This window comes from Hymenobacter nivis (genome assembly GCF_006439025.1).
Taxonomy (GTDB): domain Bacteria; phylum Bacteroidota; class Bacteroidia; order Cytophagales; family Hymenobacteraceae; genus Hymenobacter; species Hymenobacter nivis_A.
The window spans coordinates 1-21,621 of the sequence record NZ_RCYZ01000012.1 but is presented as its reverse complement, the minus strand read 5'-3'; the positions used below and the strand labels follow the sequence as shown (position 1 = coordinate 21,621).

24 protein-coding genes and 1 rRNA gene are annotated in these 21,621 nt (G+C 61.8%); 15 read left to right on the top strand and 10 right to left on the bottom strand.

Going from position 1 to position 21,621, the window contains the following annotated elements; all coding sequences use genetic code 11:
* Positions 1-24 precede the first annotated feature (24 nt).
* From EAH73_RS20955 to EAH73_RS20945, 4 genes are all read left to right on the top strand, one after another.
* Positions 25-531, top strand: coding sequence for an NADH-quinone oxidoreductase subunit J (locus EAH73_RS20955; protein ID WP_140469392.1), 507 nt, complete (start codon positions 25-27; stop codon positions 529-531).
* 236 nt (positions 532-767) lie between these two features.
* Positions 768-995: a hypothetical protein gene (locus EAH73_RS20950; protein ID WP_140469391.1), complete on the top strand. Its 228-nt coding sequence runs from the start codon at positions 768-770 to the stop codon at positions 993-995.
* A gap of 4 nt (positions 996-999) precedes the next feature.
* The gene (locus EAH73_RS23230) at positions 1,000-1,137 is read left to right on the top strand and encodes a hypothetical protein (protein ID WP_161599629.1); all 138 of its coding nucleotides are present in this window, start codon (positions 1,000-1,002) and stop codon (positions 1,135-1,137) included.
* An 83-nt stretch (positions 1,138-1,220) separates the two neighbouring features.
* On the top strand, positions 1,221-1,751 hold the full coding sequence (locus EAH73_RS20945) for a YegJ family protein (protein ID WP_140469390.1): 531 nt from the start codon (positions 1,221-1,223) through the stop codon (positions 1,749-1,751).
* Positions 1,752-1,824: 73 nt separating this feature from the next.
* Here the strand turns inward: EAH73_RS20945 and EAH73_RS20940 are convergent, their stop codons facing one another.
* The 3 genes from EAH73_RS20940 to aspS form a co-directional block, all read right to left on the bottom strand.
* On the bottom strand, positions 1,825-2,289 hold the full coding sequence (locus tag EAH73_RS20940; RefSeq protein WP_140469389.1) for a nucleotidyltransferase: 465 nt from the start codon (positions 2,287-2,289) through the stop codon (positions 1,825-1,827).
* Positions 2,282-2,494: a hypothetical protein gene (locus EAH73_RS20935; protein WP_140469388.1), complete on the bottom strand. Its 213-nt coding sequence runs from the start codon at positions 2,492-2,494 to the stop codon at positions 2,282-2,284. Before EAH73_RS20935 ends, EAH73_RS20940 begins: the two co-directional genes overlap by 8 nt.
* 383 nt (positions 2,495-2,877) lie before the next feature.
* Entirely contained in the window at positions 2,878-4,641 is a 1,764-nt protein-coding gene (gene aspS / locus EAH73_RS20930) for an aspartate--tRNA ligase (protein WP_140469387.1), read from the bottom strand.
* A gap of 233 nt (positions 4,642-4,874) precedes the next feature.
* Here aspS and EAH73_RS20925 point away from each other — a divergent pair, with 233 nt between their 5' ends.
* The 5 genes from EAH73_RS20925 (at position 4,875) to EAH73_RS20905 (ending at position 8,571) form a co-directional block, all read left to right on the top strand.
* Positions 4,875-5,309, top strand: a complete 435-nt coding sequence (locus EAH73_RS20925; RefSeq protein WP_140469386.1) for a hypothetical protein — start codon at positions 4,875-4,877, stop codon at positions 5,307-5,309.
* 24 nt (positions 5,310-5,333) lie between these two features.
* Positions 5,334-5,879 carry a hypothetical protein gene (locus EAH73_RS20920; protein WP_140469385.1) on the top strand — a complete coding sequence of 182 codons (546 nt, stop codon included), beginning with the start codon at positions 5,334-5,336 and terminating at the stop codon, positions 5,877-5,879.
* 61 nt (positions 5,880-5,940) lie between these two features.
* A complete protein-coding gene (locus EAH73_RS20915; protein WP_262711100.1) occupies positions 5,941-6,372 on the top strand; it encodes a nucleoside deaminase in 432 nt (143 codons plus the stop codon).
* A 90-nt stretch (positions 6,373-6,462) separates the two neighbouring features.
* Complete coding sequence (locus EAH73_RS20910) at positions 6,463-7,071, top strand: superoxide dismutase (RefSeq protein ID WP_140469384.1); 609 nt, start codon at positions 6,463-6,465, stop codon at positions 7,069-7,071.
* Between the two features lie 216 nt (positions 7,072-7,287).
* Positions 7,288-8,571, top strand: coding sequence for a nucleoside permease (locus EAH73_RS20905; RefSeq protein WP_140469383.1), 1,284 nt, complete (start codon positions 7,288-7,290; stop codon positions 8,569-8,571).
* A 223-nt stretch (positions 8,572-8,794) separates the two neighbouring features.
* On the opposite strand, the gene EAH73_RS20900 is transcribed toward EAH73_RS20905, so the two are convergent.
* The gene (locus EAH73_RS20900) at positions 8,795-9,202 is read right to left on the bottom strand and encodes a nucleoside-diphosphate kinase (RefSeq protein ID WP_070744741.1); all 408 of its coding nucleotides are present in this window, start codon (positions 9,200-9,202) and stop codon (positions 8,795-8,797) included.
* A gap of 223 nt (positions 9,203-9,425) precedes the next feature.
* On the opposite strand from EAH73_RS20900, the gene EAH73_RS20895 reads away from it, so the two are divergent.
* The 4 genes from EAH73_RS20895 to EAH73_RS20880 all read left to right on the top strand — a co-directional run bounded on the left by EAH73_RS20895 (position 9,426) and on the right by EAH73_RS20880 (position 13,231).
* Positions 9,426-10,472 carry a DHH family phosphoesterase gene (locus EAH73_RS20895; RefSeq protein ID WP_140469382.1) on the top strand — a complete coding sequence of 349 codons (1,047 nt, stop codon included), beginning with the start codon at positions 9,426-9,428 and terminating at the stop codon, positions 10,470-10,472.
* A gap of 67 nt (positions 10,473-10,539) precedes the next feature.
* On the top strand, positions 10,540-11,538 hold the full coding sequence (locus EAH73_RS20890) for an FKBP-type peptidyl-prolyl cis-trans isomerase (protein ID WP_140469381.1): 999 nt from the start codon (positions 10,540-10,542) through the stop codon (positions 11,536-11,538).
* Between the two features lie 44 nt (positions 11,539-11,582).
* Positions 11,583-12,143 carry an FKBP-type peptidyl-prolyl cis-trans isomerase gene (locus EAH73_RS20885; RefSeq protein ID WP_161599628.1) on the top strand — a complete coding sequence of 187 codons (561 nt, stop codon included), beginning with the start codon at positions 11,583-11,585 and terminating at the stop codon, positions 12,141-12,143.
* Between the two features lie 125 nt (positions 12,144-12,268).
* The gene (locus tag EAH73_RS20880) at positions 12,269-13,231 is read left to right on the top strand and encodes an FKBP-type peptidyl-prolyl cis-trans isomerase (protein WP_140469379.1); all 963 of its coding nucleotides are present in this window, start codon (positions 12,269-12,271) and stop codon (positions 13,229-13,231) included.
* Positions 13,232-13,308: 77 nt separating this feature from the next.
* Here EAH73_RS20880 and recO read toward each other — a convergent pair whose 3' ends face one another.
* The 4 genes from recO to EAH73_RS20860 all read right to left on the bottom strand — a co-directional run bounded on the left by recO (position 13,309) and on the right by EAH73_RS20860 (position 17,674).
* On the bottom strand, positions 13,309-14,031 hold the full coding sequence (gene recO / locus EAH73_RS20875) for a DNA repair protein RecO (RefSeq protein ID WP_140469378.1): 723 nt from the start codon (positions 14,029-14,031) through the stop codon (positions 13,309-13,311).
* A 154-nt stretch (positions 14,032-14,185) separates the two neighbouring features.
* Complete coding sequence (locus EAH73_RS20870) at positions 14,186-16,555, bottom strand: hypothetical protein (protein ID WP_140469377.1); 2,370 nt, start codon at positions 16,553-16,555, stop codon at positions 14,186-14,188.
* 69 nt (positions 16,556-16,624) lie between these two features.
* Complete coding sequence (locus tag EAH73_RS20865) at positions 16,625-17,248, bottom strand: thymidine kinase (protein ID WP_140469376.1); 624 nt, start codon at positions 17,246-17,248, stop codon at positions 16,625-16,627.
* A gap of 102 nt (positions 17,249-17,350) precedes the next feature.
* Positions 17,351-17,674 carry a 2Fe-2S iron-sulfur cluster-binding protein gene (locus EAH73_RS20860; protein ID WP_140469375.1) on the bottom strand — a complete coding sequence of 108 codons (324 nt, stop codon included), beginning with the start codon at positions 17,672-17,674 and terminating at the stop codon, positions 17,351-17,353.
* Positions 17,675-17,710: 36 nt separating this feature from the next.
* Between EAH73_RS20860 and EAH73_RS20855 the strand changes: the two genes are divergently transcribed.
* The gene (locus EAH73_RS20855; RefSeq protein WP_140469374.1) at positions 17,711-18,844 is read left to right on the top strand and encodes a hypothetical protein; all 1,134 of its coding nucleotides are present in this window, start codon (positions 17,711-17,713) and stop codon (positions 18,842-18,844) included.
* A gap of 100 nt (positions 18,845-18,944) precedes the next feature.
* Positions 18,945-19,907 (top strand): hypothetical protein, encoded by a 963-nt coding sequence (locus tag EAH73_RS20850; RefSeq protein WP_140469373.1) that lies wholly within the window; start codon positions 18,945-18,947, stop codon positions 19,905-19,907.
* Here EAH73_RS20850 and rodA read toward each other — a convergent pair.
* Together rodA and rrf are read right to left on the bottom strand one after the other, a co-directional pair.
* Positions 19,904-21,199 carry a rod shape-determining protein RodA gene (gene rodA, locus EAH73_RS20845; protein WP_140469372.1) on the bottom strand — a complete coding sequence of 432 codons (1,296 nt, stop codon included), beginning with the start codon at positions 21,197-21,199 and terminating at the stop codon, positions 19,904-19,906. The two genes, EAH73_RS20850 and rodA, sit on opposite strands and share 4 nt — an antisense overlap.
* Before the next feature lie 222 nt (positions 21,200-21,421).
* Positions 21,422-21,533: ribosomal RNA gene (gene rrf, locus EAH73_RS20840) — 5S ribosomal RNA — on the bottom strand.
* Positions 21,534-21,621: the final 88 nt, after the last annotated feature.

Here is a 21,621-nt window from a genome sequence, read left to right as displayed (position 1 = left end):
CCTGCGGCCGCTTAGCCTTCCTGTATGTCCCTCTTTCTCTTCCTGACGTTTGTGGCCCTGCTGAGCGCGCTGGGCGTGGTGCTGGCTAAAAACCCGGTGCACAGCGTGTTGTTCCTCATCCTCACGTTCTTCACGCTCTCGGGCCATTATCTGTTGCTGAACGCGCAGTTCCTGGCCGCCGTGAATATCATCGTGTACGCCGGGGCCATCATGGTGCTGTTCCTGTTCGTGATTATGTTCCTGAACCTGAATGAAGCCACGGAGCCCAAGAAGCCGCTGCTGGCCAAGGTAGCCGCCACCATCGCCGGCGGCTCGCTGCTGCTCATCATGGTGGCCGCCATGCGCAACGTAGCGCCTGCGGGCTACGATGCTGCCACGTTCAACTCGCAAGTAGGCATGGTCGATAAGCTGGGCTTGGTGCTCTTCCAGCAATACCAACTGCCATTTGAGTTAGCCTCCATCCTGCTGCTGGCCGCCATGGTGGGTTCTGTGATGCTAGGCAAGCGCGAAACGGGCGAGCGGAACTTCTAGGTTTTTAATTCGACTAAACGAAAACGCCACGTCCTGAGGACGCGGCGTTTTTGCGTTAAAGGCAACGGTCTGGCGCCCTATTTAATCAGCATGGTTCGGCGTGCAAAAGCCCGCTGCTCCAGGGCCCCGCTTTATACTGCAAGAAGCGGTATTAATCAGAACCCGCGGGTTTTGGCCAATGCGCTGGGGGCCCTACTCGTAATTATTTCGCCCGGGAATGCGCCGCTTTTGTAACTGTGGCAACGCTGATATTTACCGACCGTGAAGTGATGGCCCGCTGCTTGTGCACCGGCGACGCGGCAAGCTCCAAACGCATGAGCGAGGTGCTCAGCATAACCCAAAAAACAATGGCGGCAACGATGGAGAATTTAGGCACGGTCGGTAAGCGTTTTAGTGGTGAACTGCCCATACTTACTGCGGATGATTTCCGATGGATTTCAACCCGCAGCCCGTTTTCCCAATAACCCGATGAACCGCCTGTTTGACCAAGTCAGTGGCCTAAAAAAGGGGGCGACCGATGTGCCTGCATTGAGTAAATTCTGCGTTGTGGTGTGGGTGCCGGCGCGTAGCAGAAGCTATCCGATCGAGCTGGGGCGGATTGGCTAAATAGTGGCCAGAAGCATTATTTTTTAGGTAGTGCGCTGGTATATTGGTCCGGAATTTCTTTACAGCACCCCCATTCATTACTTATGGCTCATTTTCGACGCTATTCTACCGGCACATTTGTCTGTGCCCTAGGTCTTTTACTACTCGGCAGTTGCCACTCAGATGAAAAGGCCAACACTACAAAAATTGAACGTACTGGCGAACCAGACATCTACAATGTAAAGTCAGACGACAACGCAATGAATGCCGCGATTCAGGCGAGCAAGGCTACCCTACCCGAGTTTTTGCGTGTACTTGGGCAGCAGGACACGGCTACCAGCGATTTTGCTTTAAAGGTCCATTATGACGACGGCCCCGAGCCAGAACACATATGGTTGAGTGGCTTAACGAGTCGCAATGGCAAGCTATACGGTGTGATAAGTAACACCCCCGAGTTCACCAAAGCCGTAAAAGAAGGCGAAACTGTGGAAGTAGATACCAGCAAGGTTTCCGACTGGAAATATGTGCAAAACCACCGCCTAGTAGGGGGCCGTACAATCAAGGTTCTGCGCGACCAGCTGTCGCCCGAAGAGCGTAAAGAATTGGACGCCAGCGTAGATTACAAGATAGATTAGCAATACTTGAAACGAAAGGCGGCGACTGAAGTATCAGTCGCCGCCTTTCGTTTCAAGTATTGCAGTGCATTTATTAACCCTGCTGTTTACGAAGATTTTCCAAGTCATTTTGGTCCCGCGGGCGACCAGCGGCTATTTTAGCCTGTAGCAAATGCTGGTACTGAATCAACTTAATGATCAGTCCGTCTACTTCATTATCGGTTGCAGCGGCATACGCTTCGGCAAAGAGAAGACCTTTAAGTTGGGTTATGATGTCGATGGCAACGGGGGGACGGCCAAAAGTAAATACATCCATGGCCGGGTTATTCAGAAAATTATGCGCCGTCATATCAAATACCGGCATTCCAAATTCCGCAAAAGCCTTTACCAGCCGGCCATAATTATCTATTGTTTTCTCAACCCACAAATCCAAATCCCCGGTCGTGCGGCTGTAGCCGTGCAGAATAACCGAATAGCCACCTACCAGCACGTACCGCACCTCATGCAGCCGCAGTGCCCGCAGAAAATCCTGAAAATCGGAATTGAATAAATTACCCATTGCGGTGAGGATGTTGGCGCGTAGCAAAAGCTGTCCGGTCGAGCCGGGGCGGATTAGCTAAATCGTAGCCAAACGCAACGCTGTTGAGGTAGGCAGCGGCCCACAAGCGCTCGGTGGGCGTGGCGGGCTGATTTTGGGCGTGGTACGCTGCTGCCTGCTCATGGGTGCCGGCGTGGTGGGCGGTGCGGTCGAGGCGGAAGGACATAGATGATAATCTTGAGGCATTATGACAAGCCCAACAAAAACAACGTTTTTCGTCATGTTTTGGCTATCCGTAGCCATTAACCTTGTAATTCAGTTCGTTTTTCATCCTTTCATTGCCAGAGGAAATGGTCCCGTGTCGCTTGCAAGCGCACTTATTGGCCGAGCTGTTGCCTTTCTACTTTTTCCATTTATCGCCCTTAGGATTACACGCCTGGTAACATTTTTTACAAAGCGTTCCATCAAGCAGGAAACAACTATTGTGTGGCTTACTTGGACTGTTTTTTTTGTGGTTAGCATGCTGAGCTATCTACGCTGAAACGATAGCAACGAAAACGGCGACTGAAGTATCAGTCGCCGTTTTCGTTGCTATCGTTTCAGCAAAGGCTACTTTGCCACCACGTCCGTTTTAATGCTCAGTTCCTTCAATTGGGCCCCGGAGATGGGCGAGGGCGAGTCGATCATCACGTCGCGGCCGGAGTTGTTTTTGGGGAAGGCGATGAAGTCGCGGATGCTGTCGGCGCCCCCGAAGAGCGAACAGAGGCGGTCGAAGCCGAAGGCGATGCCGCCGTGGGGCGGGGCCCCGTACTCGAAGGCGTCGAGCAGGAAGCCGAACTGCGCCTGGGCCTCTTCGGGCGAGAAGCCGAGCAGACCGAACATGCGGGCTTGCACGGCCCGGTCGTGGATGCGGATGGAGCCGCCGCCCACTTCCACGCCGTTGATGACCAAGTCGTAGGCGTTGGCGCGGGCCTGGCCGATGGTGGCGGGGTTATCGAGCAGGGCCAGGTCGTCGGGTTTGGGCGAGGTGAAGGGGTGGTGCATAGCGAAGTAGCGGCCCTCCTCTTCGAGGAATTCGAGAAGCGGGAAATCGACCACCCACAGCGGCGAGAACGTGTCTTTGGCACGCAGGCCCAGGCGCTGGCCCATTTCGAGGCGCAGCTCGCTCAGGGCCTTGCGGGTTTTGGCGTCGGGGCCCGCCAGTAGCAGCAGCAGGTCGCCGGGGTTGGCGCCGAAGGCAGCGCTCCACTTGCGCAGCTCGTCCTGCGAATAGAACTTATCGACCGACGATTTCACCTGGCCGTCGGCTTCCACGCGGGCGTAGATGAGGCCGGTGGCGCCGATTTGCGGGCGCTTCACGAAGTCGGTCAGCTCGTCGAGCTGCTTGCGGGTGTAGGCGGCGCAGGTGATGGCGTTGATGCCCAGCACCACTTCGGCGCTGTCGAATACCGGGAAGCCCTGGCCTTTTACCGTGTCGGTCAGGTCCACAAACTTCATTTCGAAGCGCGTGTCGGGCTTGTCGTTGCCGTAGTCGCGCATGGCGTCGGCGTAGGTCATGCGGGGCACGGTGGGGAAATCGAGGTTTTTGATTTCCTTGAACAAGTAGCGCACCAGGCCCTCAAACGTGCTCAGGATGTCTTCCTGCGTCACGAAGGCCATTTCGCAGTCAATCTGCGTGAACTCCGGTTGGCGGTCGGCGCGCAGGTCTTCGTCGCGGAAGCACTTCACAATCTGGAAGTAGCGGTCGAAGCCCGACACCATCAGCAGCTGCTTGAAGGTTTGGGGCGACTGCGGCAGGGCGTAGAATTCGCCGGGGTTCATGCGCGAGGGCACCACAAAGTCGCGGGCCCCTTCGGGCGTGGACTTGATGAGCACCGGCGTTTCGACTTCAATGAAATCCTGGCCATCGAGGTAGCGGCGCACAGCCTGGGCCATGCGGTGGCGCAGCATCAGGTTGTTGCGCACGGGGTTGCGGCGCAGGTCGAGGTAGCGGTACTTCATCCGCAGGTCGTCGCCGCCGTCGGTTTCGTCCTCAATGAGGAAGGGCGGCAGCTTGGCGGGGTTGAGCACGTCGAGCGTCTTGACCCGAATTTCGATTTCGCCGGTGGGCATTTTGTCGTTTTTGGAGTGGCGCTCGGCCACCTGGCCGGTCACCTGCACCACAAACTCGCGGCCCAGGTGGCGGGCTTGGTCGCGCACGGCGTCGGTTTCCACGCCTTCCTCCAGGGCTAGTTGGGTGAGGCCGTAACGGTCGCGCAGGTCCACCCAGGCAATGCCGCCCTTGTCGCGGGTGCGCTGCACCCAGCCGCAGAGCGTGACGGTTTGGCCAATATGTTCGGCGCGCAGTTCGCCGCAGGTGTGGGTTCTTAGCATCTTGGTTATCAGTTAGCAGTGGGAGGTTGGCAATTGCCTGCTTTGGTGGACTGGGGGCCCCAAGCCGGATACATTACCAACCAAACGCGCTGGCACGCAGCGGGGCAAAGTTAGGGCCTAACCCGGCGGGGCAAAACGCGCCACTTTGCTTTCGACCGGGGCCCTACTTTGGCACGTTAGGTGCAAAGAGCCGCGGTATCTGCGTTCTTTTGTTCTTTCAATTACCTACTGTCATGAAATTCCTCTCCGTTTTTGCCCTCGCTGGGGCCCTGCTGGTGGCCGGCGCGGCCCAGGCTCAAACCAAAATCAAGACCAAGGCCAAGGACGATGCTGTGGTTATCAAGACCAAGGGCACCCCCGGCACCGTGACGCTCGACGGCCCGGTGAAGCGCGTGGAAACGCTCTCCGGCATCGACATTTTCCCCAAGCCCAACTCGCCGAGCATCATGCTCAGCTTCACCCAGCAGTTCACCAAGCCGGGCGTGCTCACGATGACGGACTACAAAAACCGCGTCATCTACACCACCCCGCTCGACCCCGCCAACAACACCGGGGCCCCCGTGGAGCTGGGCAAAATTCCAGCCGGCACCTATTTGGTTGAAGCCAAAACCGGCAATTACGTGTACTGGAAGAAGGTGCGCGTGAAGTACCCCACGGTGCGCCAATAGTTTTTGGCCGCTTACTTTCTGTTCATGAGAATTCTTTCCCTGCTGCTGCTCGTGCTGGGCCTGGCCAGCTTTGCGCCGGGCCCCAAGCTCATTACCGCCAAGCTGCCCGGCCTCACGGTGGGCGTGCCCGAAGGCTTTGCGCCCCTGCCCGACGACGGCATTGCCGCCAAGTACCCCGCCGCCCGCAAGCCGCTGGCCGTGTACAGCAGCCCCAACGGCCGCGCCGACTACAGCGTGGCCGTGCGGCCCACCGATTTTCAGACGCCTGATTACAACGTGCTGCTCCAGATCTACAAGGCCAGCATCCAGCGCCTGTACTCGAAGGTGGATTTTATTAAGCAGGAAGTGCGCCAGGTGCACGGCCACGATTTTGTGTCGTTCGAGTTCGTGACAACGGTGGTAGATGCCCGGCGCGGTGACCAACTGGCACCCATCCGCAAGTACCAGGCCGTGCAGTACACGGTGGTGAAGGACCAGATGTACGTCTTCACCTTCGACGCGCCGGCCGCCGAGCAGGCGCAGTGGCAACCCGTGGCCCAGGCCGTGATGGGGGCCATCAACTTGAAATAGGGCCCCGGCTCCGGGGCCCCGCGCCTCCCCCCACTTTCCCTTCGCGTAACTCCGCGTACCCGTGACGGACGACTACTTCATGGCCCAGGCCTTACGCGAGGCCCACGCGGCGCTAGCGGCGGGTGAGATTCCCATCGGGGCGGTGGTGGTGCTGGAAAATAAAATCATCGGCCGGGGCCACAACCAAACCGAGCGCCTGCGCGACGTGACGGCCCACGCCGAAATGCTCGCCCTCACGGCCGCCGCCAACCACGTGGGCAACAAATACCTGGCCGGCTGCACCCTCTACGTCACCGTGGAGCCCTGCGTGATGTGCGCCGGGGCCAGCGCCTGGGCCCAGCTGCGGGCCGTGGTGTACGGGGCCGAGGAGCTCAAAACCGGCTTTCGGCGACACGGGTCCTTGCTGCACCCGCGCACCGAGCTGCGCGGCGGCGTGCGCGCCGCCGAGTGCGGGGCCCTGATGCAGTCATTTTTTCGCGCCAAACGTACATAAGGCTACCTTTGGCCGCTGCGCCGCCGGCAACCCCGCGGGGCGGTTGGCGGTTGCAGCGGTACGTTTTCTTTCACTTTACCCTTTTTAACTATGGCTTTCGAACTGCCCAAGCTGCCTTACGCCTACGACGCGCTGGAGCCCACGTTTGACGCGCAAACGATGGAGATTCACCACACGAAGCACCACCAGGCCTACGTTACCAACCTGAACGCGGCCATTGCCGGCACGGCGATGGAGAGCCAGTCCATCGAGGAAATTCTGCACAACATTGCCGCCGCGCCCCCCGCGGTGCGCAACAACGGCGGCGGCCACTGGAACCACTCCCTGTTCTGGACCATCCTCTCGCCCAACGGCGGCGGGCAGCCCACCGGCGCCGTGGCCGAAGCCATCACCAAGGCCTTCGGGAGCTACGAGAAGTTCAAGGAAGAATTTGCCAAAGCCGCCACCACGCGCTTCGGCTCAGGCTGGGCGTGGCTGTGCAAGCAGGCCGACGGCTCGCTGCAAATCTGCTCGACGCCCAACCAGGACAACCCCCTGATGCCCGACACCGGCTGCAAAGGCATGCCCATCCTGGGCCTCGACGTGTGGGAGCACGCTTATTACCTGAAGTACCAAAACCGCCGGCCCGATTACATCGCCGCCTTCTTCAACCTCATCAACTGGGACGAGGTGAACAAGCGCTTCGCTGACGCCAAGTAGTTCTGGCTGTACCAGATACCACAAAAAAGCCTCTCCGCACGCTGCGGAGAGGCTTTTTTGTGGCCGGCCCGGCCGGCCGGCTATGCAGCCAGGGGCCCCACCAGCCGCCTGCGGCCGGGCCAGGGCCCCGGCTGCAGGCGGCTGGCACCTGTTTTATTTATCATGTAACTTTAGGGGCAAAAGCCCCTTTCCCGAAAACTTTAACGCTGCGCTGGCATGAGCATCAAGCTGCGACTTACTATTCTGAGCTTCCTCCAGTTTTTTATCTGGGGCGCGTGGCTGATAACCATCGGGGCGTACTGGTTTCAAACCAAGCACTGGTCGGGCGCGCAGTTTGGGGCCGTCTTTTCCACGATGGGCATCGCCTCCATCTTCATGCCCTCGCTCATGGGCATCATGGCCGATAAGTGGGTGAACGCCGAAAAGCTCTACGGCGTGCTGCACCTGCTGGGCGGCCTCACGCTCTGCGCCATCCCGTTCGTCACGGACCCCACGGTGTTCTTCTGGGTCATCCTGCTGAACATGATTTTCTACATGCCCACGCTGGCCCTGTCCATCGCCGTGTCGTACTCGGCCCTAAAAAGCCAGGACCTCGACGTGGTGAAGGATTACCCGCCCATCCGGGTCTGGGGCACCATTGGCTTCATCGCGGCCATGTGGACGGTGACGTTCCTGGGCTTCGAGAAGTCGGCCAACCAGTTTTACGTGGCCGCCGCCGCCGCGCTGCTGCTGGGCTTCTACGCCTTCACCCTACCCGCCTGCCCCCCTACTTCCAAAGGGGTATCGAGCCGCTCGCTGGTCGATGCGCTGGGCCTCAAGTCGTTTGCCCTGCTGCGCGACCGTAAGCTGGCCACCTTCTTCGCCTTTGCCTTGCTGCTGGGGGCCGCCTTGCAGCTCACCAATGCCTACGGCGATACGTTCCTCCACGATTTCGACAAGGTGCCCGCTTACCGCGATACGCTCTCGGTGCAGCACCCGGCCTTCATCATGTCAATTTCGCAGATTTCCGAAACCCTGTTCATCCTGGCCATTCCGTTCTTTTTGCGGCGCTTCGGCATCAAGCAGGTCATGCTGTTCAGCATGGTGGCCTGGGTGCTGCGCTTCGGCCTGCTGGCTTACAGCAACCCCGCCGGCGGCCTTTGGATGATCATCATGTCGTGCATTGTGTACGGCATGGCTTTCGACTTCTTCAACATCTCGGGCTCGCTGTTCGTCGAAACCCAAACCCAGCCCAGCATCCGGGCCAGCGCCCAGGGCTTGTTTATGATGATGACCAACGGCTTCGGGGCCGTGCTGGGCAGCTCCATTAGCGGCCTCGTCATCCAGCACTACTTCACCGATGCCGCCGGCAACAAGGACTGGCAGGGCATCTGGCTGGCTTTCGCGGCCTACGCGCTGGTCATTGCGGTGCTGTTCGTATTTATCTTCAAGCACAAGCACGACCCGCAGGTGGCCGAAAACGACTACCCCGAGCCCGTGCTATCGGTGGAGCAAGCGTAGCGAGGGCCCCTGGGTCTGGGGGCCCTATAATCCGCTCTGCAACAGCCAGCGCCTAAGCTCGTCAATACAAGATTGGTACAAAAAAAGTCTGTTTTCGGCACAACAAAAAACCCGCATTGCGCGCTGCAATGCGGGTTTTTTTTGGTCTTGGGGCCCCGGTGGCGAACGAAAGCTACCAGCTAGAGCCTTAAGACAGCAGCCTAACCAGGGGGCCCCAGGAGGCCTATTTGCCGAAGAAGAAGTCGGCTTCGATTTGGGCGTTCTCGTCGGAGTCGGAGCCGTGCACGGCGTTGGCTTCGATGCTCTTGGCGTACTTCTTCCGGATGGTGCCTTCGGCGGCCTGGGCCGGGTTGGTGGCCCCGATGAGGGTGCGGAAGTCGGCTACGGCGTTATCTTTTTCGAGCACGGCGGCCACGATGGGGCCGCTCGACATGTACTTCACCAGGTCCTGGTAGAAGGGGCGCTCCTTGTGCACGGCGTAAAATTCGCCGGCGCGCTCGGCCGTCAGGGCAATTTTCTGGAGCTCCACGACGCGGAAGCCGCCGGCCTCCATCATGCCCAGAATGCCACCGATGTGGTTTTCCAGAACGGCGTCGGGCTTAATCATTGTGAATGTGCGGTTGGTGGCCATGGGGCGGAGGGGGGATGGTAAAAGAGTAAATGAAACGGTTGAGGGCACAAAAGTAGCCACAACTCGGGCGGCGCGCCGGCCCGGCCGGGGCCCCCGCTGGGCGAGCGGCAGCGAACCTTCGGGGGGGCATCGGTTGTTGGGAACGGATTTCTTCCGACTTTTGCCGCCCACTTGGCCCTGAGGGCCCGGCCCTTAGTTGATACCCAGGCTTCTTACGTTGTCGATGACCACCCCCCTTGCCGAACTACAGGCGCTGCTCGCGCAGCCCCGCCAAGTTTTCATCACCACCCACCACAAGCCCGACGCCGATGCCCTTGGCTCGTCGCTGGCCTGGGCGGCCTACCTCAAGCAGCACGGCCACCACGTCACCGTGGTCACGCCCTCCGACTACCCAGCCTTCCTGAACTGGATGGGCGGCAACGACGAGGTTGTGATTTATGACAAGCGCCAGAACGACCACCAGGTGCGTGACCTGGTGCAGCGCGCCGAGGTCATCTTCTGCCTCGATTTTAGCTGCCTGGCCCGCATCAACGAGATCGGGGAGTACGTGCGCAACGCCCCTGGCACCAAGGTGCTCATCGACCACCACCAGCAGCCGGAGGACTTTGCCGACATTAGCTTCTCCAACCCCGGGGCGGCGGCCACGGCCGAGCTGATCTTCGAGATCATTCGCGACCTGGGCCACCAGGCCGAGGTGACGAAGGCCATGGGCGAGGCCCTGTACGCGGGCATCATGACCGATACGGGCTCGTTTCGCCACCCCAGCACCTCGCGCAACGTGCACCTCATCATCGCCGAGCTGCTGAGCGCGGGCATCGACCTCTCGGCCGTGCACCGCCGCATCTACGACTCGCACTCCGAAATCCGGCTGCGCTTCCTGGGCTTCGTGCTTAAGGAAAAACTGGTCGTCAACCGCGAGTTCAACACTGCCTACATCGCCATCACCCGCGACGAGCTGCGCGCCTACGACAGCAAAACCGGCGACACCGAGGGCCTGGTAAACTACGCGCTCAGCATCGAGGGCATCGTATTTGCTGCCATTTTCATCGACCGCGGCGCGGCCGTGAAAATTTCCTTCCGCTCGGTGGGCGATTTTTCGGTGAGCGATTTTTCGCGCCAGCACTTCGAGGGCGGCGGCCACCACAACGCCGCCGGCGGCATCAGCTACCAGCCCCTGGGGCCCACCGTCGAGCGTTTCCTGGGCCTGCTGCCCCAGTACAAGGAGCAGCTAGTGGGCGAGCCCGTGGCCGCCACGCCGCCCGTGGCCTAGCCCGCGCTTACCTTTGCGCTTCCATTGGTTGCCCCAACTTTGTTTTTCCTCACACTTTAGCACGTTCATGCGTTCTTCCTTCCGCTCTGGGCGGCACCTGGCCCTGGGGGCCGGCTTGCTGGGCCTTCTGTTTTCCACCGCGGCCTGCGATAAGGTCGGTGGCGGCGACTTCGCCAAAACGAAATCGGGCATCGAGTACAAAATCTTCAAGAAAGTCGGCAGCAAGTACGAGCGGCGCGACATCAGCGGCGACGCTGACCCGACTTATAAGGACCGGGTGGGCAAGTTCCTGACGGCCTACATCGACACCCGCACCGGCAAAGACTCGGTGCTGGAGAGCACCCGCACCAAGTTCCAGGGGGCCCTGGTGCCGCTGCCGCTGCAAGAGGTGAAGCGCAAGGGCACCCCCGAGGAAGCCTTTGCCCTGCTGATGCCCGGCGATAGCGCCGTGTTCCGCTTCAACGCCGACTCGCTCTTCAAGCCCCAGGGGCCCCAGCCCCCCCGCCCCGTGCCCCCCTTCCTGAAGAAATCGGGCAACGTGGTGGTGCTGCACGTGGCCACCCGCGGCCTCATCGACCAGGCCGCCGCCATGACCATGCAGCAGGATTTGCAGCAGAAAATGATGGCCGAGCAGCAGCGCCAGATGATGGCCTTCGCTGGCGAGCAGCTGAAAAAGGACGACGCCGCCCTGCAAGCCTACGCCAAAAGCAAAAACCTGACGGGCCTGAAAAAGACCCCCTCGGGCATTTACTACACCGTGACGACGCCCGGCGCGGGGCCCCTGGCCAAGCAAGGCCAGACGGTGACCATGAAGTACACCGGCATGCTGCTCGACGGCAAGGTGTTCGACTCGTCGGACAAGCACCCGGGCGAGCCCTTCTCGTTTCCGCTCGGCCAGGGCCGCGTGATTCCGGGCTGGGACGAGGCTGTGGCCCTGCTTAACAAAGGCAGCAAGGCCACGTTCCTGATTCCCTCCACGCTGGCCTACGGGCAGCAGGGCGCCGGGGCCGACATTCCGGCCAACTCGCCGCTGCGCTTCGACGTGGAGCTGGTTGACGTTAAATAAATTTTGAAAATCCCCCTATGCAGGTATCGTCAATAAAATCTTTTTTGCTTCGTTTCCGGGCCCAACTGGGGCTGCTGGGCTTGCTGGTGCTGTGCGCTTCGCCGGCCCTGTGGAGCTGCAACACGTCCATCGACACCAGCGCTTTTGATGCGGCGGTGAAGGCCGACAATGATTCCATAGCGAAGTACAAGGTCGTCGACGATACCATCATCCAGGGCTACCTCAAGCGCCACAGCTACACCGCCGCCGACTACCAGCGCACCGCCTCGGGCCTGTATTTGGTGACGCTGACGAATGGCACGGGCGCACAGGTAGTCGCCGGCAAGCAAATCAGCGTGAAGTACACGGGCAAATACGTGAGCAAGGCGGTGGAAAACAAGGTGTTTGACACCTCCGACAACGCGCCGTCCAAGAGCTTCGACTACACCGTAGGCGCCACCAGCCTGATCCAGGGTTGGGTTGAGGGTGTGTCGCTCATGCGCCAGGGCGACCGCAAGCTATTGCTCATTCCGTCGTATTTGGCTTATGGCACCCGGGGCTACGGGCCCATTCCCCGCAACACGCCCATTCTGTTTGACATGCAAATCGTGACCGTTTCGCCCTAGCGGCGGCGGGCCTGGTTGCCGCGCACCCCGTTCCGCGCTTGTTGCGGGGCGGGGTGCGTTCGTTTGGGCCGGGGCCCTCATTGGGTCGTTTTGCCTTTTCTGTTTCCTTTAATTAATCCCACCCCATGCGTTTTTGGATGAGTTTGACGGCCGCGCTGCTGGCCGGCCACTGGGCAGCGGCCCAAGCCCAGGTACCGAGCGCGCCGAGCGCCGGCCGCACCGCCAGCGGCATTGATTACCAGCTGTTTCGCCAGGGCCCCGACGGGCGCTTCGCCCCCCGGGCCCTGGCCGTGCCCACCGATGCGCCCTACGCCAGCCGCGCCGGCCAGTTCCTCACCGTGTTCTTGGAGTTCCGCACCGGCCGCGACTCGGTGCTGATGAGCAGCCGCCGCCTGCAGCCCAAGCCGCAGCCGTTCCCGCTGCTGCCTACGCCGCCCCGCGGCACCCTGGAGGAGGCCGTGGCCCTGCTGCTGCCCGGCGATAGCGCCGTGTTCCGCCTGCCCGCCGATACGCTGTTTGCCAAAACCTTTCAGGGCCAGCCGGTGCCGCCGTTCATCAAGCAGGCCGGCAACGTGCTGGTAATTTCGGCCCGCGCCTTTGAACTGGTGAGCCGCGAGGAGCTAACCGCCCGCGAGCAGAAGCTACGCGCCGAGCAGGCCAAAAAGGACGCCGCCGCCTCGGCCAAGCAATTGCTGAAGGACAATGCCCAAATCCAGGCCTACCTCAAAAAGAACAAACTAGTGGCCCGCAAAACGCCCGGCGGCACCTCCTACGTCATCACCCGCACCGGCAAGGGGCCCCTGCCCAAAAAAGGGCAGGTCGTGAGCGTGCTCTACAAGGGCAGCCTGCTGGCCACGGGCAAGGTCTTCGACGCCTCGGCCCAGCACGGCAACGTGCCGATTGACTTCCCGCTCGGCCAGGGCCAGGTGATCCCGGGCTGGGACCAAGCCATTGCGGCGCTGCCCAAGGGCAGCAAGGCCGTGCTGCTCATCCCCTCGCCGCTGGGCTACGGCACCCGCGGCGCCGGGGCCGACATTCCGCCCAATGCCGTGCTTCGCTTCGATGTGGAGCTGGTGGGCGTGAAGTAGGACGCTAGCCTTTTGAGCATCGTTAACGCGCGGGGCCCCAAGCAGTTGTTGCTGCGGTGGGGCCCCGCGCGCTGCGTTTATTCGGCCAATACCTGCGAGAGAATATCGAGCGATTTAATCTCGCCCAGCTGCTCGACGTGCAGTTGGTAGTAGCGCAGCAGCACGTTCAGCAGCTCGCGGCGCACGCGGCCGTTGGGGATGGTGCTGGGGCCCTGGTCGTGCAGCAGCTCGTCGAAGTAGCCCGCGAACTCGCGCAGGTGCAGCACGGCGGGGCCCGTGGGGCCGCTGCGGCCGGTGGGCGCGTGCCCAGCCATGGCTACTTGGTCAGTCAGCTCGGCCCCCGAATCGGTGCCGAAGCCCAGGTACGTGGCCAGCTCCAGCAGGAAACGCAGGGCGAAGTTTTCGCTGCCCGCCTTGGCCTGGTCGAAGGCCAGAATGTGGTCGTGCAGAAAGGCGAACAGGGGCGCGTCGGCCTCTTCTTCGCGCAGGGCGCGGCCCAGCACTTCCGACAAGAAAAGCACCACGCTGCTCTTGGCCACGTCGTAGGGCAGGGTTTGGAAGGGCTCGGCGCAGCGGAACTCGGCCAGCCGCGTGAGGCCCCCACGGGCCGACGTGTAGGCCACCAGCTCGAGCAGCGTGAAGGGCTGGAACAGGGCGATGCGCCCCGGCGGCTTGGCCTTGCGCACGCCGTTCACCACGTAGCTCTGCAAGCCCAAGTGCTCGGTGTAAACGCGGGCAATGATGCTGGTTTCGCGGTATTTGAGGAAGCTGAGGACGATGCCGCGGGTTTTGACCAGCATGGGGAAGTAAACTAAAAAGAAGGGGATAACCGGGAAACACGGCCCTGGCGCGGGAAGTGCGGCGGCCAGGCCTAGAACGGCAAACCAAGCAACTGAGGCCCCTGGCCAGGGGGGCCAGTTATCCACATTTAATCCACATTTCCACTTTCGGGGTTCATTTTGACAGCACGGCCACCTTGCTCACGCAGCCGTTCTGGCCGTTGGCGTCGGAGGTGAGCACCAGGTACACGCCCGAGCGCACGCGGCGGCCCTCGGGGTCCGTCAGGTTCCAGGTAACGGTGCCGCCGGTGGCCGTGGTGGCGTACACGAGGTGCCCGGCCACGTCGGTAATTTTCACCAGCGCGTTGTTGGCCAGCCCGGCGATGCCCACTAGGCCCTCAAAATCGGGCCGCACGGGGTTTGGAAACACCTGGGCGCAGCTGGGCGTGCCCTCCGTGACGGTGGCCCCGCCGCGGTAGGCCAGCACGCCCGAATCGGTGGCGACCCACACTTCGCCGGTTTTGTCGTTCACGGCCACGTCGTTGATGCGGTTGGTGGGGAGCGGGCTGTTGGCGGTGGTGAAGTGCAGCAGGGCCTCGCTGCCGTCGGCGCTGAAGAGCCACAGGCCGTTGTCGGTGCCGAACCACTTGCGGTTGGCCCCGTCCACGGCCACCGATTTCACCACTTCGCTGTAGAGCACGGGGAAGCGGCTGCCCTCGCCGCGCTGCACCACCGGCAGCCGGAACGTGCTGGTGCCCGCCAGGGCCCCACTGGGGTCGTCGAGCACGGCCACGCCCGCCGCTGTGGTCACCCAAAGGGCCCCCGCCCGGTCGCTCACCACGTCGTAGATGGCGGGCAGAATCACGTCGCTGCCCGTGGCGGGGTCCGTGGCCAGCGAAAATTTGCGGGTCGCGTTAGTGATCGGGTCCACCACCCAGAGGCCATCGCCGCCCTGACGGGCTTCCGAGGCCCACACCTGGCCGAGGTTGTCGAGGGCCAGGCGGTCGAGGTTTTGCGAACCGTTAAAATACGGGATGGCGCTCCAGGCGGCGGCGGCGGGGTCGAAGCGGAACAGACCCGACACGCCGGCTTGGCGGTGCTGGTTGGCCACCCACACGCCGCCGGTGGCGTCGGGGACCAGGTCCGTCACGCGCACGCTGAGATAGGTGGGGTCGTTGGGGTCGATGGTGCGGCGCAGCGGGCTGCCCGCCGTGCCCTCCGTGAACGTGCGGAACTGGCCGGGACCCTTCCACTCCAGCAAGCCATTGCCGTAGCTGGCCACGTAGAGCGTGCCGTCGGCCGTGCGTGTGCCCCGCGCCACGTCGAACGGGTTGGGGTACGTGGCCACCGGCAGGGCCCCGTTAATGTTGGTCCATTGCCCCGCCGCGTATTCATAAAAGCCCTCGCGGCGCGAAAATGGCAAATACCGGTCGGTGTAACCACCCGTAAAAACGTCGGTAATGCCCGTGCGGGCGTCGGTCAGCAAACTGTAGGCCGAGCCAGTGGCGGGGCCATTGGCGGCGAAAGTTTCTGGGGCCTGGCCCGCGCGCAGCCGCTGCACCCCGGCCAGGTAGTTGGCCACGTAGTAGCTGTCGTCGCGGGCCGAGTACACGGCGTCCGTCACGTAATCGTTGGGCCCGGCGGCGGCAGCTAGCAGCTGAAACGTGCCCGCGGCGTCGCGGCGGTACGCACCGTAATTATCGCCGGCCAGCAGCAGGCCGCGCAGCGAGGGGCGCAGTTGCCGGGCGCGCGTGGTGTAGGGCGCGGCCACCGGCTGCCAGGCGTTGGCCGCCCGTCGAAACACAAACGTGCCGCCGCCGTTGTCCACCGTAGCGTACACGTAGGGCCCCTGGGCGGCCAGTTGGCGGTAGGGCTCGTAGGGGGCCCCGGCCACCACCGGCACCGGCTGGTACACGGCCCAGCTGCGGTAGTCGAGCAGGTTGTCGGCCATGCGCGCCACCTGCAAGCCCGCCGACGTGGCCGCAAACAGCGTGTCGTGGGCCACGGCCGTGGCGTACACCCGCACCGCCGCGCCCGCGGGCCCAATGGCGCTGTACGTGTCGCTCACCTCGGCCCGGTCCAGGTTCAGCACCACCACCCCAAAGGCGGTGGCCAGGTACGCCCGCCGGCCGCTCACCGCCGCTTGGTAAATGGTGCGGTCGCTCTGAATGCTCTTGCGCAGGATATCGGGCAGGTTGCGCACCTGGCCATCGTCGCCCAGCAGGTCCACGTTGTTGTTGCGGTACACCACCACCGTCTGGTGGCCCACCGAATCGTAAGCCAGCGCCGCTACGCCCACGTCGCTCAGGCCGTCGCGGCTGGAGAGCGTCTGGGTGGTATTCAGCGTTTTATCAATAAAATAAAAGGCGTTTTCCGTGCCCACGTACACGCGGTTACCGGCGTCGGCCAGGTGCAGGGGGCGGTTGGTGGGCAGGTGCAGCTGCCAGTCGCCGTAACCGGCCGTGTTTTGGGCCCGCGCCCCCAGGGGCCCCAGCCAAGGGGCCAGCAACCACAACACAACCAGCAAACGAGCGAAACGGGGCATACGGAAAGTCCTCAGGGACGGCGAAGGTAGCGCAGGCCCGCCGCCGTTGCCAACGCCGGGCCCTTTGGTTTAGTGCGGCCGCACAGCGGCGGCCGGGGCCCCCGGCCGCTCCTGCATCCCCGATAGGAAGCACGGGCGGCAGCGGGCTTCGTACGAATCGGTTTCACCCAGCAGCACTTGCTTTTCGCTGGCCGCGATGCGGAACGAATACGCGGCCAACTCGCCGCAGCACACGCACACGGCGTGCACCTTGGTCACAAACTCGGCCGTGGCCAGCAGCGCCGGGATGGGCCCAAAGGGCCGGCCCAGGAAATCCATGTCGAGCCCGGCCACAATCACGCGGGTGCCCTGGTCGGCCAGCTGCTTGCACACGTCCACCAGCGAGGCGTCGAAAAATTGCGCCTCATCGATGCCCACCACGTCGGAGCCCGCCGCCAGCAGCAAAATCTCGTCGGGCAGCGCCACCGGCGTCGAGCGGATGCTGTTGGCGTTGTGGCTTACCACATCTTGGGCGTGGTAGCGCGTGTCGAGCGCCGGCTTAAAAATTTCGACCCGCTGCCGGGCAATCCGGGCGCGGGTGAGCCGGCGAATCAGCTCCTCGGTTTTGCCCGAGAACATGGACCCGCACACCACCTCCACCCAGCCCCGGTGCGGGGCGGTGAACCGGGGGCCAACTCTGGTTTCAATAAACACCAATTCAATTCGTTAAAGCCAATACAACCCATTCCAGCCCCCCCCTGCCCGGGGCCGGCTTTGCAAATTACGGCCCGGGGGCCCCAGCGCCCACCACCGGCCCTAGCCGTCGTAGCGCTGGTGGGGCAGTTGCGTGGCCACCGGCACCCGGCCGCGCACCTCGCCCGCCGGCAGCCGCGCCTGGCAGGTCAGGCGCTCGTCGGGGGCCAGGCGGCCGGCGGCTTGGTAGCGCACCTCAGCCGCCGTTAGGGGCCCGAGGCACGCGCCCCCGGCCCGCACCTGCACCCGGCAGCTGGTGCAGCGTCCCCGCCCTCCGCAGGCGTGCATCCAATCGAAGCCCGCGCCGTGCAGGGCGGCCAGCAGCGTGGCCCCGGCGGGCACTTCCAGCACCGCACCGGGCAGGTTCTCTATCGTCAGCAGGGGCATTTGTGCCTAACTTTCGGCGCTTGAACTTCGCCTGAAATGAACGACAAATATAGCCCCGCCAAGTGTGCGCAGTACGGCCGCCGCCTCGCCGCCCGGCTCTGCGACCAGCACTTCGGTGCCCAGCCCACCGCCACGCTCGACGGCCCCGCCCTGCTGCGCTTCACCCCTGTACGTCAGCTCAACCTACTGGTGCTGCGCCAATTGCTAACGCAGTGGCAAGCCGAAGCCGAACGCCTACGCAGCCCGTATTTTGATTTTGACGCCGCCCCCGTGCAGGCCAGCCTGGCACAGCTGATGAACACGCTCTCGCGCCACATCCGCTTGGGCCGCCCCGCCCTGGAGCCCCTGCTGGCCGAAGCAACGGCGGGGGCCCTAAGCTTGGCCACGGCCCCGGCCGCTGCGGCGCAGCACCTGCTTTTCAGCGGCCCTGCCCCCATTACCACGGCCACCCTGCGCGACAACCTACGCTACATCGACCTCGACAAGGAGTTTTACCAGGGCTTCGTCGACAACCTGCCGGCTACCAGCGAGGGTTTTACGGCGGAGTTTCTGAGCCACCGCTTCGAGCTATACCACGCGGCCAATTACCGCGCCCACGACGCCGTGCAGCGCTTCGTCGAAACGTTGAGCGCCCTGCTGCCCCTCACCACCGCCGACCTACTCGAAGACGGTCCCGTGGCCACCCCGCCGGCTCCAGCCGCCCCGGCCCCGCCCGTTGCCGCGGCGCCAGCACCACTGACGGTACCAGCAGCGGCTTCTAAGCCAATGCCCGCGCCTCCCAGCGCCCAGCCGCCAGCCGAAAGCGCCGCGCCGCCCGCGCCCAACGTACCGCTTTATGCAAAGCTCAAAGCCTCGCAGGGCGATGTCCAACCGCTGGCCGAAACGCTGCGCGCCCACGCCACCCCAGCCCGGCCCGCCGAGCACGCTGCCCCCAAGGTGGAAACGCTGCGCGCCGCTATTTCCATCAATCAGCGCTTCAGCTTCATCAATGAGCTATTCAACGGCGAGAATATGGAGTACCACGCCGCCATCCAGCACCTCGACGCCCTGGCCACCGCTGATGAGGCCCGTGCCTACATGACCGATGAACTGGCTCCACGTTACGACTGGGCCCGCAAGGAGGAACACGTGGGGAAGCTGCTGAAGCTCATCGAGCGCAAGTTTGCTTAGCCCCGCGCAGGGGGTCCTGGGCCGAGGCAAGGCCGTTTTCCGCCGTTGGCTGCTGCCATGGGCCCTAGCCGTAGCTGCCCTGGCCAACCTGGCTTACCCCGTGTACCGGCACTATGATTTTTCCTATTCGCCCGATACCCGCAGCTACCTGCGCATGGCCACTGGGCGGTTCGACAGCGTTAGCATCACGCGGCGCTACCGGGTACTGGTTCCCGCTGCAGCCGCGGCCCTGGCGGCCCCCATTACCCAGGGCTACGGCCACGTCTGGCCGGCGCGCGCCGGGGCCCTGTGGCCCCTGCGCTTTGCCTTTTATCTGCTCAACTGCTTGCTCCTAGGCGCTGCTGGGGCCTGCTGGTTCAATGTAGCGCGCTTGGCGGGAGCCTCGGCAGGAGCAGCCGCGCTGGCCATGGTGGCCCTTCTCACCAGCCGCTGGGCCGCTTACGAAGCCGGCCTGCCGCTCACCGATAGCTTGTACACACTAATTTTCGGGCTCGGGTATTATGCTTTTCGGCGGGGCCCGGGAGCTGGCTGGGCGCTGGCCCTAGCCCTATTGCTGGGGCCCCTGGCCAAGGAATCGTTCATTTTCTTACTGCCTTGGCTGCTGTGGTACGGCCGCCGCGCCCTTCCGCTGTCGCGGCAGCTGCCAGTAGTAGGTGCCGGCCTAGGGGCCCTGTGGGCTGTGCATTGGGCCATCGACTCACACATTGGGGCCCCCGCCACCGAATCGGTCACCAACGCCCTCGCTCACCTCGAAAACATTAGCTACTCCCTGCACCGCGCCTTCAACCTAAAAGGCATGGGCGAACTACTGAGCATCTTCGGCCTGTACGTCTTCATTCTCCCCGTCGCATACTTGCGCGCGCGCACCACGCCGCCTTCGGCCCAGTGGCACGCGCCGCTGGGTCTGGCAGAATTCTTACTATTGGTCGTCGTAGCCATCCACATGCTCCTATCAGGCGATTTGGGGCGCATGGGCTACTTGGCGGCCCCTGTTGCCTGCACTGCCCTAGCCCTGGTCTTCACGCACACACGGCAACTCCTGCGTGCTACCGCACAGGCCTAGCGCACCAAGTCTTGCTTCCGATAAGCATCGATAGCCAGCAAGCTGAATAGCAATACGGTGAACGACCATAAGGAAGACCCGCCGTAACTAAAGAAGGGCAACGGTATCCCCACCACAGGAGCCAAGCCCATGGTCATGCCCATATTTATCGTGATGTGAAAAAACAGGATACTAGCCACGCAGTATCCGTAGGTGCGCCCGAATACCGATTTCTGGCGCTCTGCGACGTATAAAATTCGCCACAGCAACGTCAAGTATAGGCCAATAACTGTCAAGCTTCCGGCCCACCCAAACTCTTCGCCAACGGTGCAGAAGATAAAGTCGGTGCTTTGCTCCGGCACAAAGTCAAACTTGGTTTGAGTACCCTGCAGAAATCCCTTGCCCAGTAATCCTCCTGATCCCAAAGCAATTTTACTCTGCGTCACATTCCAGCCCTTGCCTAAAGGATCAGAGGAAGGGTTCAAAAGTATCTCGATGCGCTGGCGCTGATGCGGCTGCAATACTTGGTTGTAAAAAAAATCAACGCCCACCACCATACCAATAACCAGACCCCACACGCTGATTGCCAAAACCAAGTGGTGACGCAGTACACGCCGATTAATCAGCAATACCGCTATCAACAGCAATGTAAAGCCAACAATTAACCAAACTTTGGGCACTAGCAGCGCCAATAGCAGAATGATACCAGCAGCCGCAAGCAGCAGCAGTATCAGCGGCGACATACCTTCCCGGAAATAGGCCAGCAACAGCGCAGCAAATACCAACGCCTGCCCCGATTCGTTAGATGCAACGATTAGCAAAGGAGGCAGTAGCGTGATTCCAGCCAAGACCAACTGGTCACGCCAATTCTGATAGCGCAGATTAATCCCAGCCATAAACCGAGAAGCAGCCAAGGCAGTCGTGAACTTAGCAAATTCCGCCGGCTGCAATCGCACAGGGCCCAACTCCAACCAAGAGCGGGAACCAGCAATAGGACGCGCTACCAACATGGTGATAATAAGCAGCAAAATCATCCCACCATACAAACTGTACGCAAGAGTATCAAATGCCTTATAATCCACAACTAACAGTACGACAACTAGTACCACCGCTGTCCCTATCCACAAAAGCTGCTTAAACCAGTTGAATGACATCAATTGATCAAAGTTCAGACTAGCCAATGGATTGGCAGGAGCTTCAGACGAATAGCTAGCTGCATAAATGCATAACCAGCCTAATCCTACCAAACTCATGTAAATAATTACAGTTACCCAATCAATACTGCGACTATATCGGGCAGGTGACGAAAGCATTTGTGGTATTTATTCTTTATTAAAGACAGTAAATATAAATCTTGAGCGCTGAAGCGTGTCTGTTTATGCCCGTAGGGGCGTGAGCAGTAGTAATAATTGCCCCATGGAATGCAAAGAGAGTCAGTGTATCCTTGGCTGTGTTGGAGAGGGTGTAAAAGCCAAACGCCTGCCGCTGGTGAAAGCGGCAGGCGTTTGGGAAATTACCCCTAAGGGCGACAATAAATTTGGCGGCGACCGACTCTCCCACCGGTGAAGGCAGTACCATAGGCGCACCGGGGCTTAACGACTCTGTTCGGAATGGGAAGAGGTGAACACCCGGGCTAAAGCCACCATTGCTGGCGGGGGTTGCGGTGTTCTAAAGCCTTGCCCCGTGGGCAAGAACGCAACCCTCAATAACTCGACGTAAAGGGACAAAAACGAAA

Bases quoted from the DNA above. Each gene is read 5' to 3' on its own strand.
- EAH73_RS20955 (WP_140469392.1), top strand. From the start codon at position 25: ATGTCCCTCTTTCTCTTCCTGACGTTTGTGGCCCTGCTGAGCGCGCTG.
- EAH73_RS23230 (WP_161599629.1), top strand. From the start codon at position 1,000: ATGAACCGCCTGTTTGACCAAGTCAGTGGCCTAAAAAAGGGGGCGACC.
- EAH73_RS20945 (WP_140469390.1), top strand. From the start codon at position 1,221: ATGGCTCATTTTCGACGCTATTCTACCGGCACATTTGTCTGTGCCCTA.
- EAH73_RS20940 (WP_140469389.1), bottom strand. From the start codon at position 2,289: ATGGGTAATTTATTCAATTCCGATTTTCAGGATTTTCTGCGGGCACTG.
- EAH73_RS20935 (WP_140469388.1), bottom strand. From the start codon at position 2,494: ATGTCCTTCCGCCTCGACCGCACCGCCCACCACGCCGGCACCCATGAG.
- aspS (WP_140469387.1), bottom strand. From the start codon at position 4,641: ATGCTAAGAACCCACACCTGCGGCGAACTGCGCGCCGAACATATTGGC.
- EAH73_RS20925 (WP_140469386.1), top strand. From the start codon at position 4,875: ATGAAATTCCTCTCCGTTTTTGCCCTCGCTGGGGCCCTGCTGGTGGCC.
- EAH73_RS20920 (WP_140469385.1), top strand. From the start codon at position 5,334: ATGAGAATTCTTTCCCTGCTGCTGCTCGTGCTGGGCCTGGCCAGCTTT.
- EAH73_RS20910 (WP_140469384.1), top strand. From the start codon at position 6,463: ATGGCTTTCGAACTGCCCAAGCTGCCTTACGCCTACGACGCGCTGGAG.
- EAH73_RS20905 (WP_140469383.1), top strand. From the start codon at position 7,288: ATGAGCATCAAGCTGCGACTTACTATTCTGAGCTTCCTCCAGTTTTTT.
- EAH73_RS20900 (WP_070744741.1), bottom strand. From the start codon at position 9,202: ATGGCCACCAACCGCACATTCACAATGATTAAGCCCGACGCCGTTCTG.
- EAH73_RS20895 (WP_140469382.1), top strand. From the start codon at position 9,426: ATGACCACCCCCCTTGCCGAACTACAGGCGCTGCTCGCGCAGCCCCGC.
- EAH73_RS20890 (WP_140469381.1), top strand. From the start codon at position 10,540: ATGCGTTCTTCCTTCCGCTCTGGGCGGCACCTGGCCCTGGGGGCCGGC.
- EAH73_RS20880 (WP_140469379.1), top strand. From the start codon at position 12,269: ATGCGTTTTTGGATGAGTTTGACGGCCGCGCTGCTGGCCGGCCACTGG.
- recO (WP_140469378.1), bottom strand. From the start codon at position 14,031: ATGCTGGTCAAAACCCGCGGCATCGTCCTCAGCTTCCTCAAATACCGC.
- EAH73_RS20870 (WP_140469377.1), bottom strand. From the start codon at position 16,555: ATGCCCCGTTTCGCTCGTTTGCTGGTTGTGTTGTGGTTGCTGGCCCCT.
- EAH73_RS20860 (WP_140469375.1), bottom strand. From the start codon at position 17,674: ATGCCCCTGCTGACGATAGAGAACCTGCCCGGTGCGGTGCTGGAAGTG.
- EAH73_RS20855 (WP_140469374.1), top strand. From the start codon at position 17,711: ATGAACGACAAATATAGCCCCGCCAAGTGTGCGCAGTACGGCCGCCGC.
- rodA (WP_140469372.1), bottom strand. From the start codon at position 21,199: ATGCTTTCGTCACCTGCCCGATATAGTCGCAGTATTGATTGGGTAACT.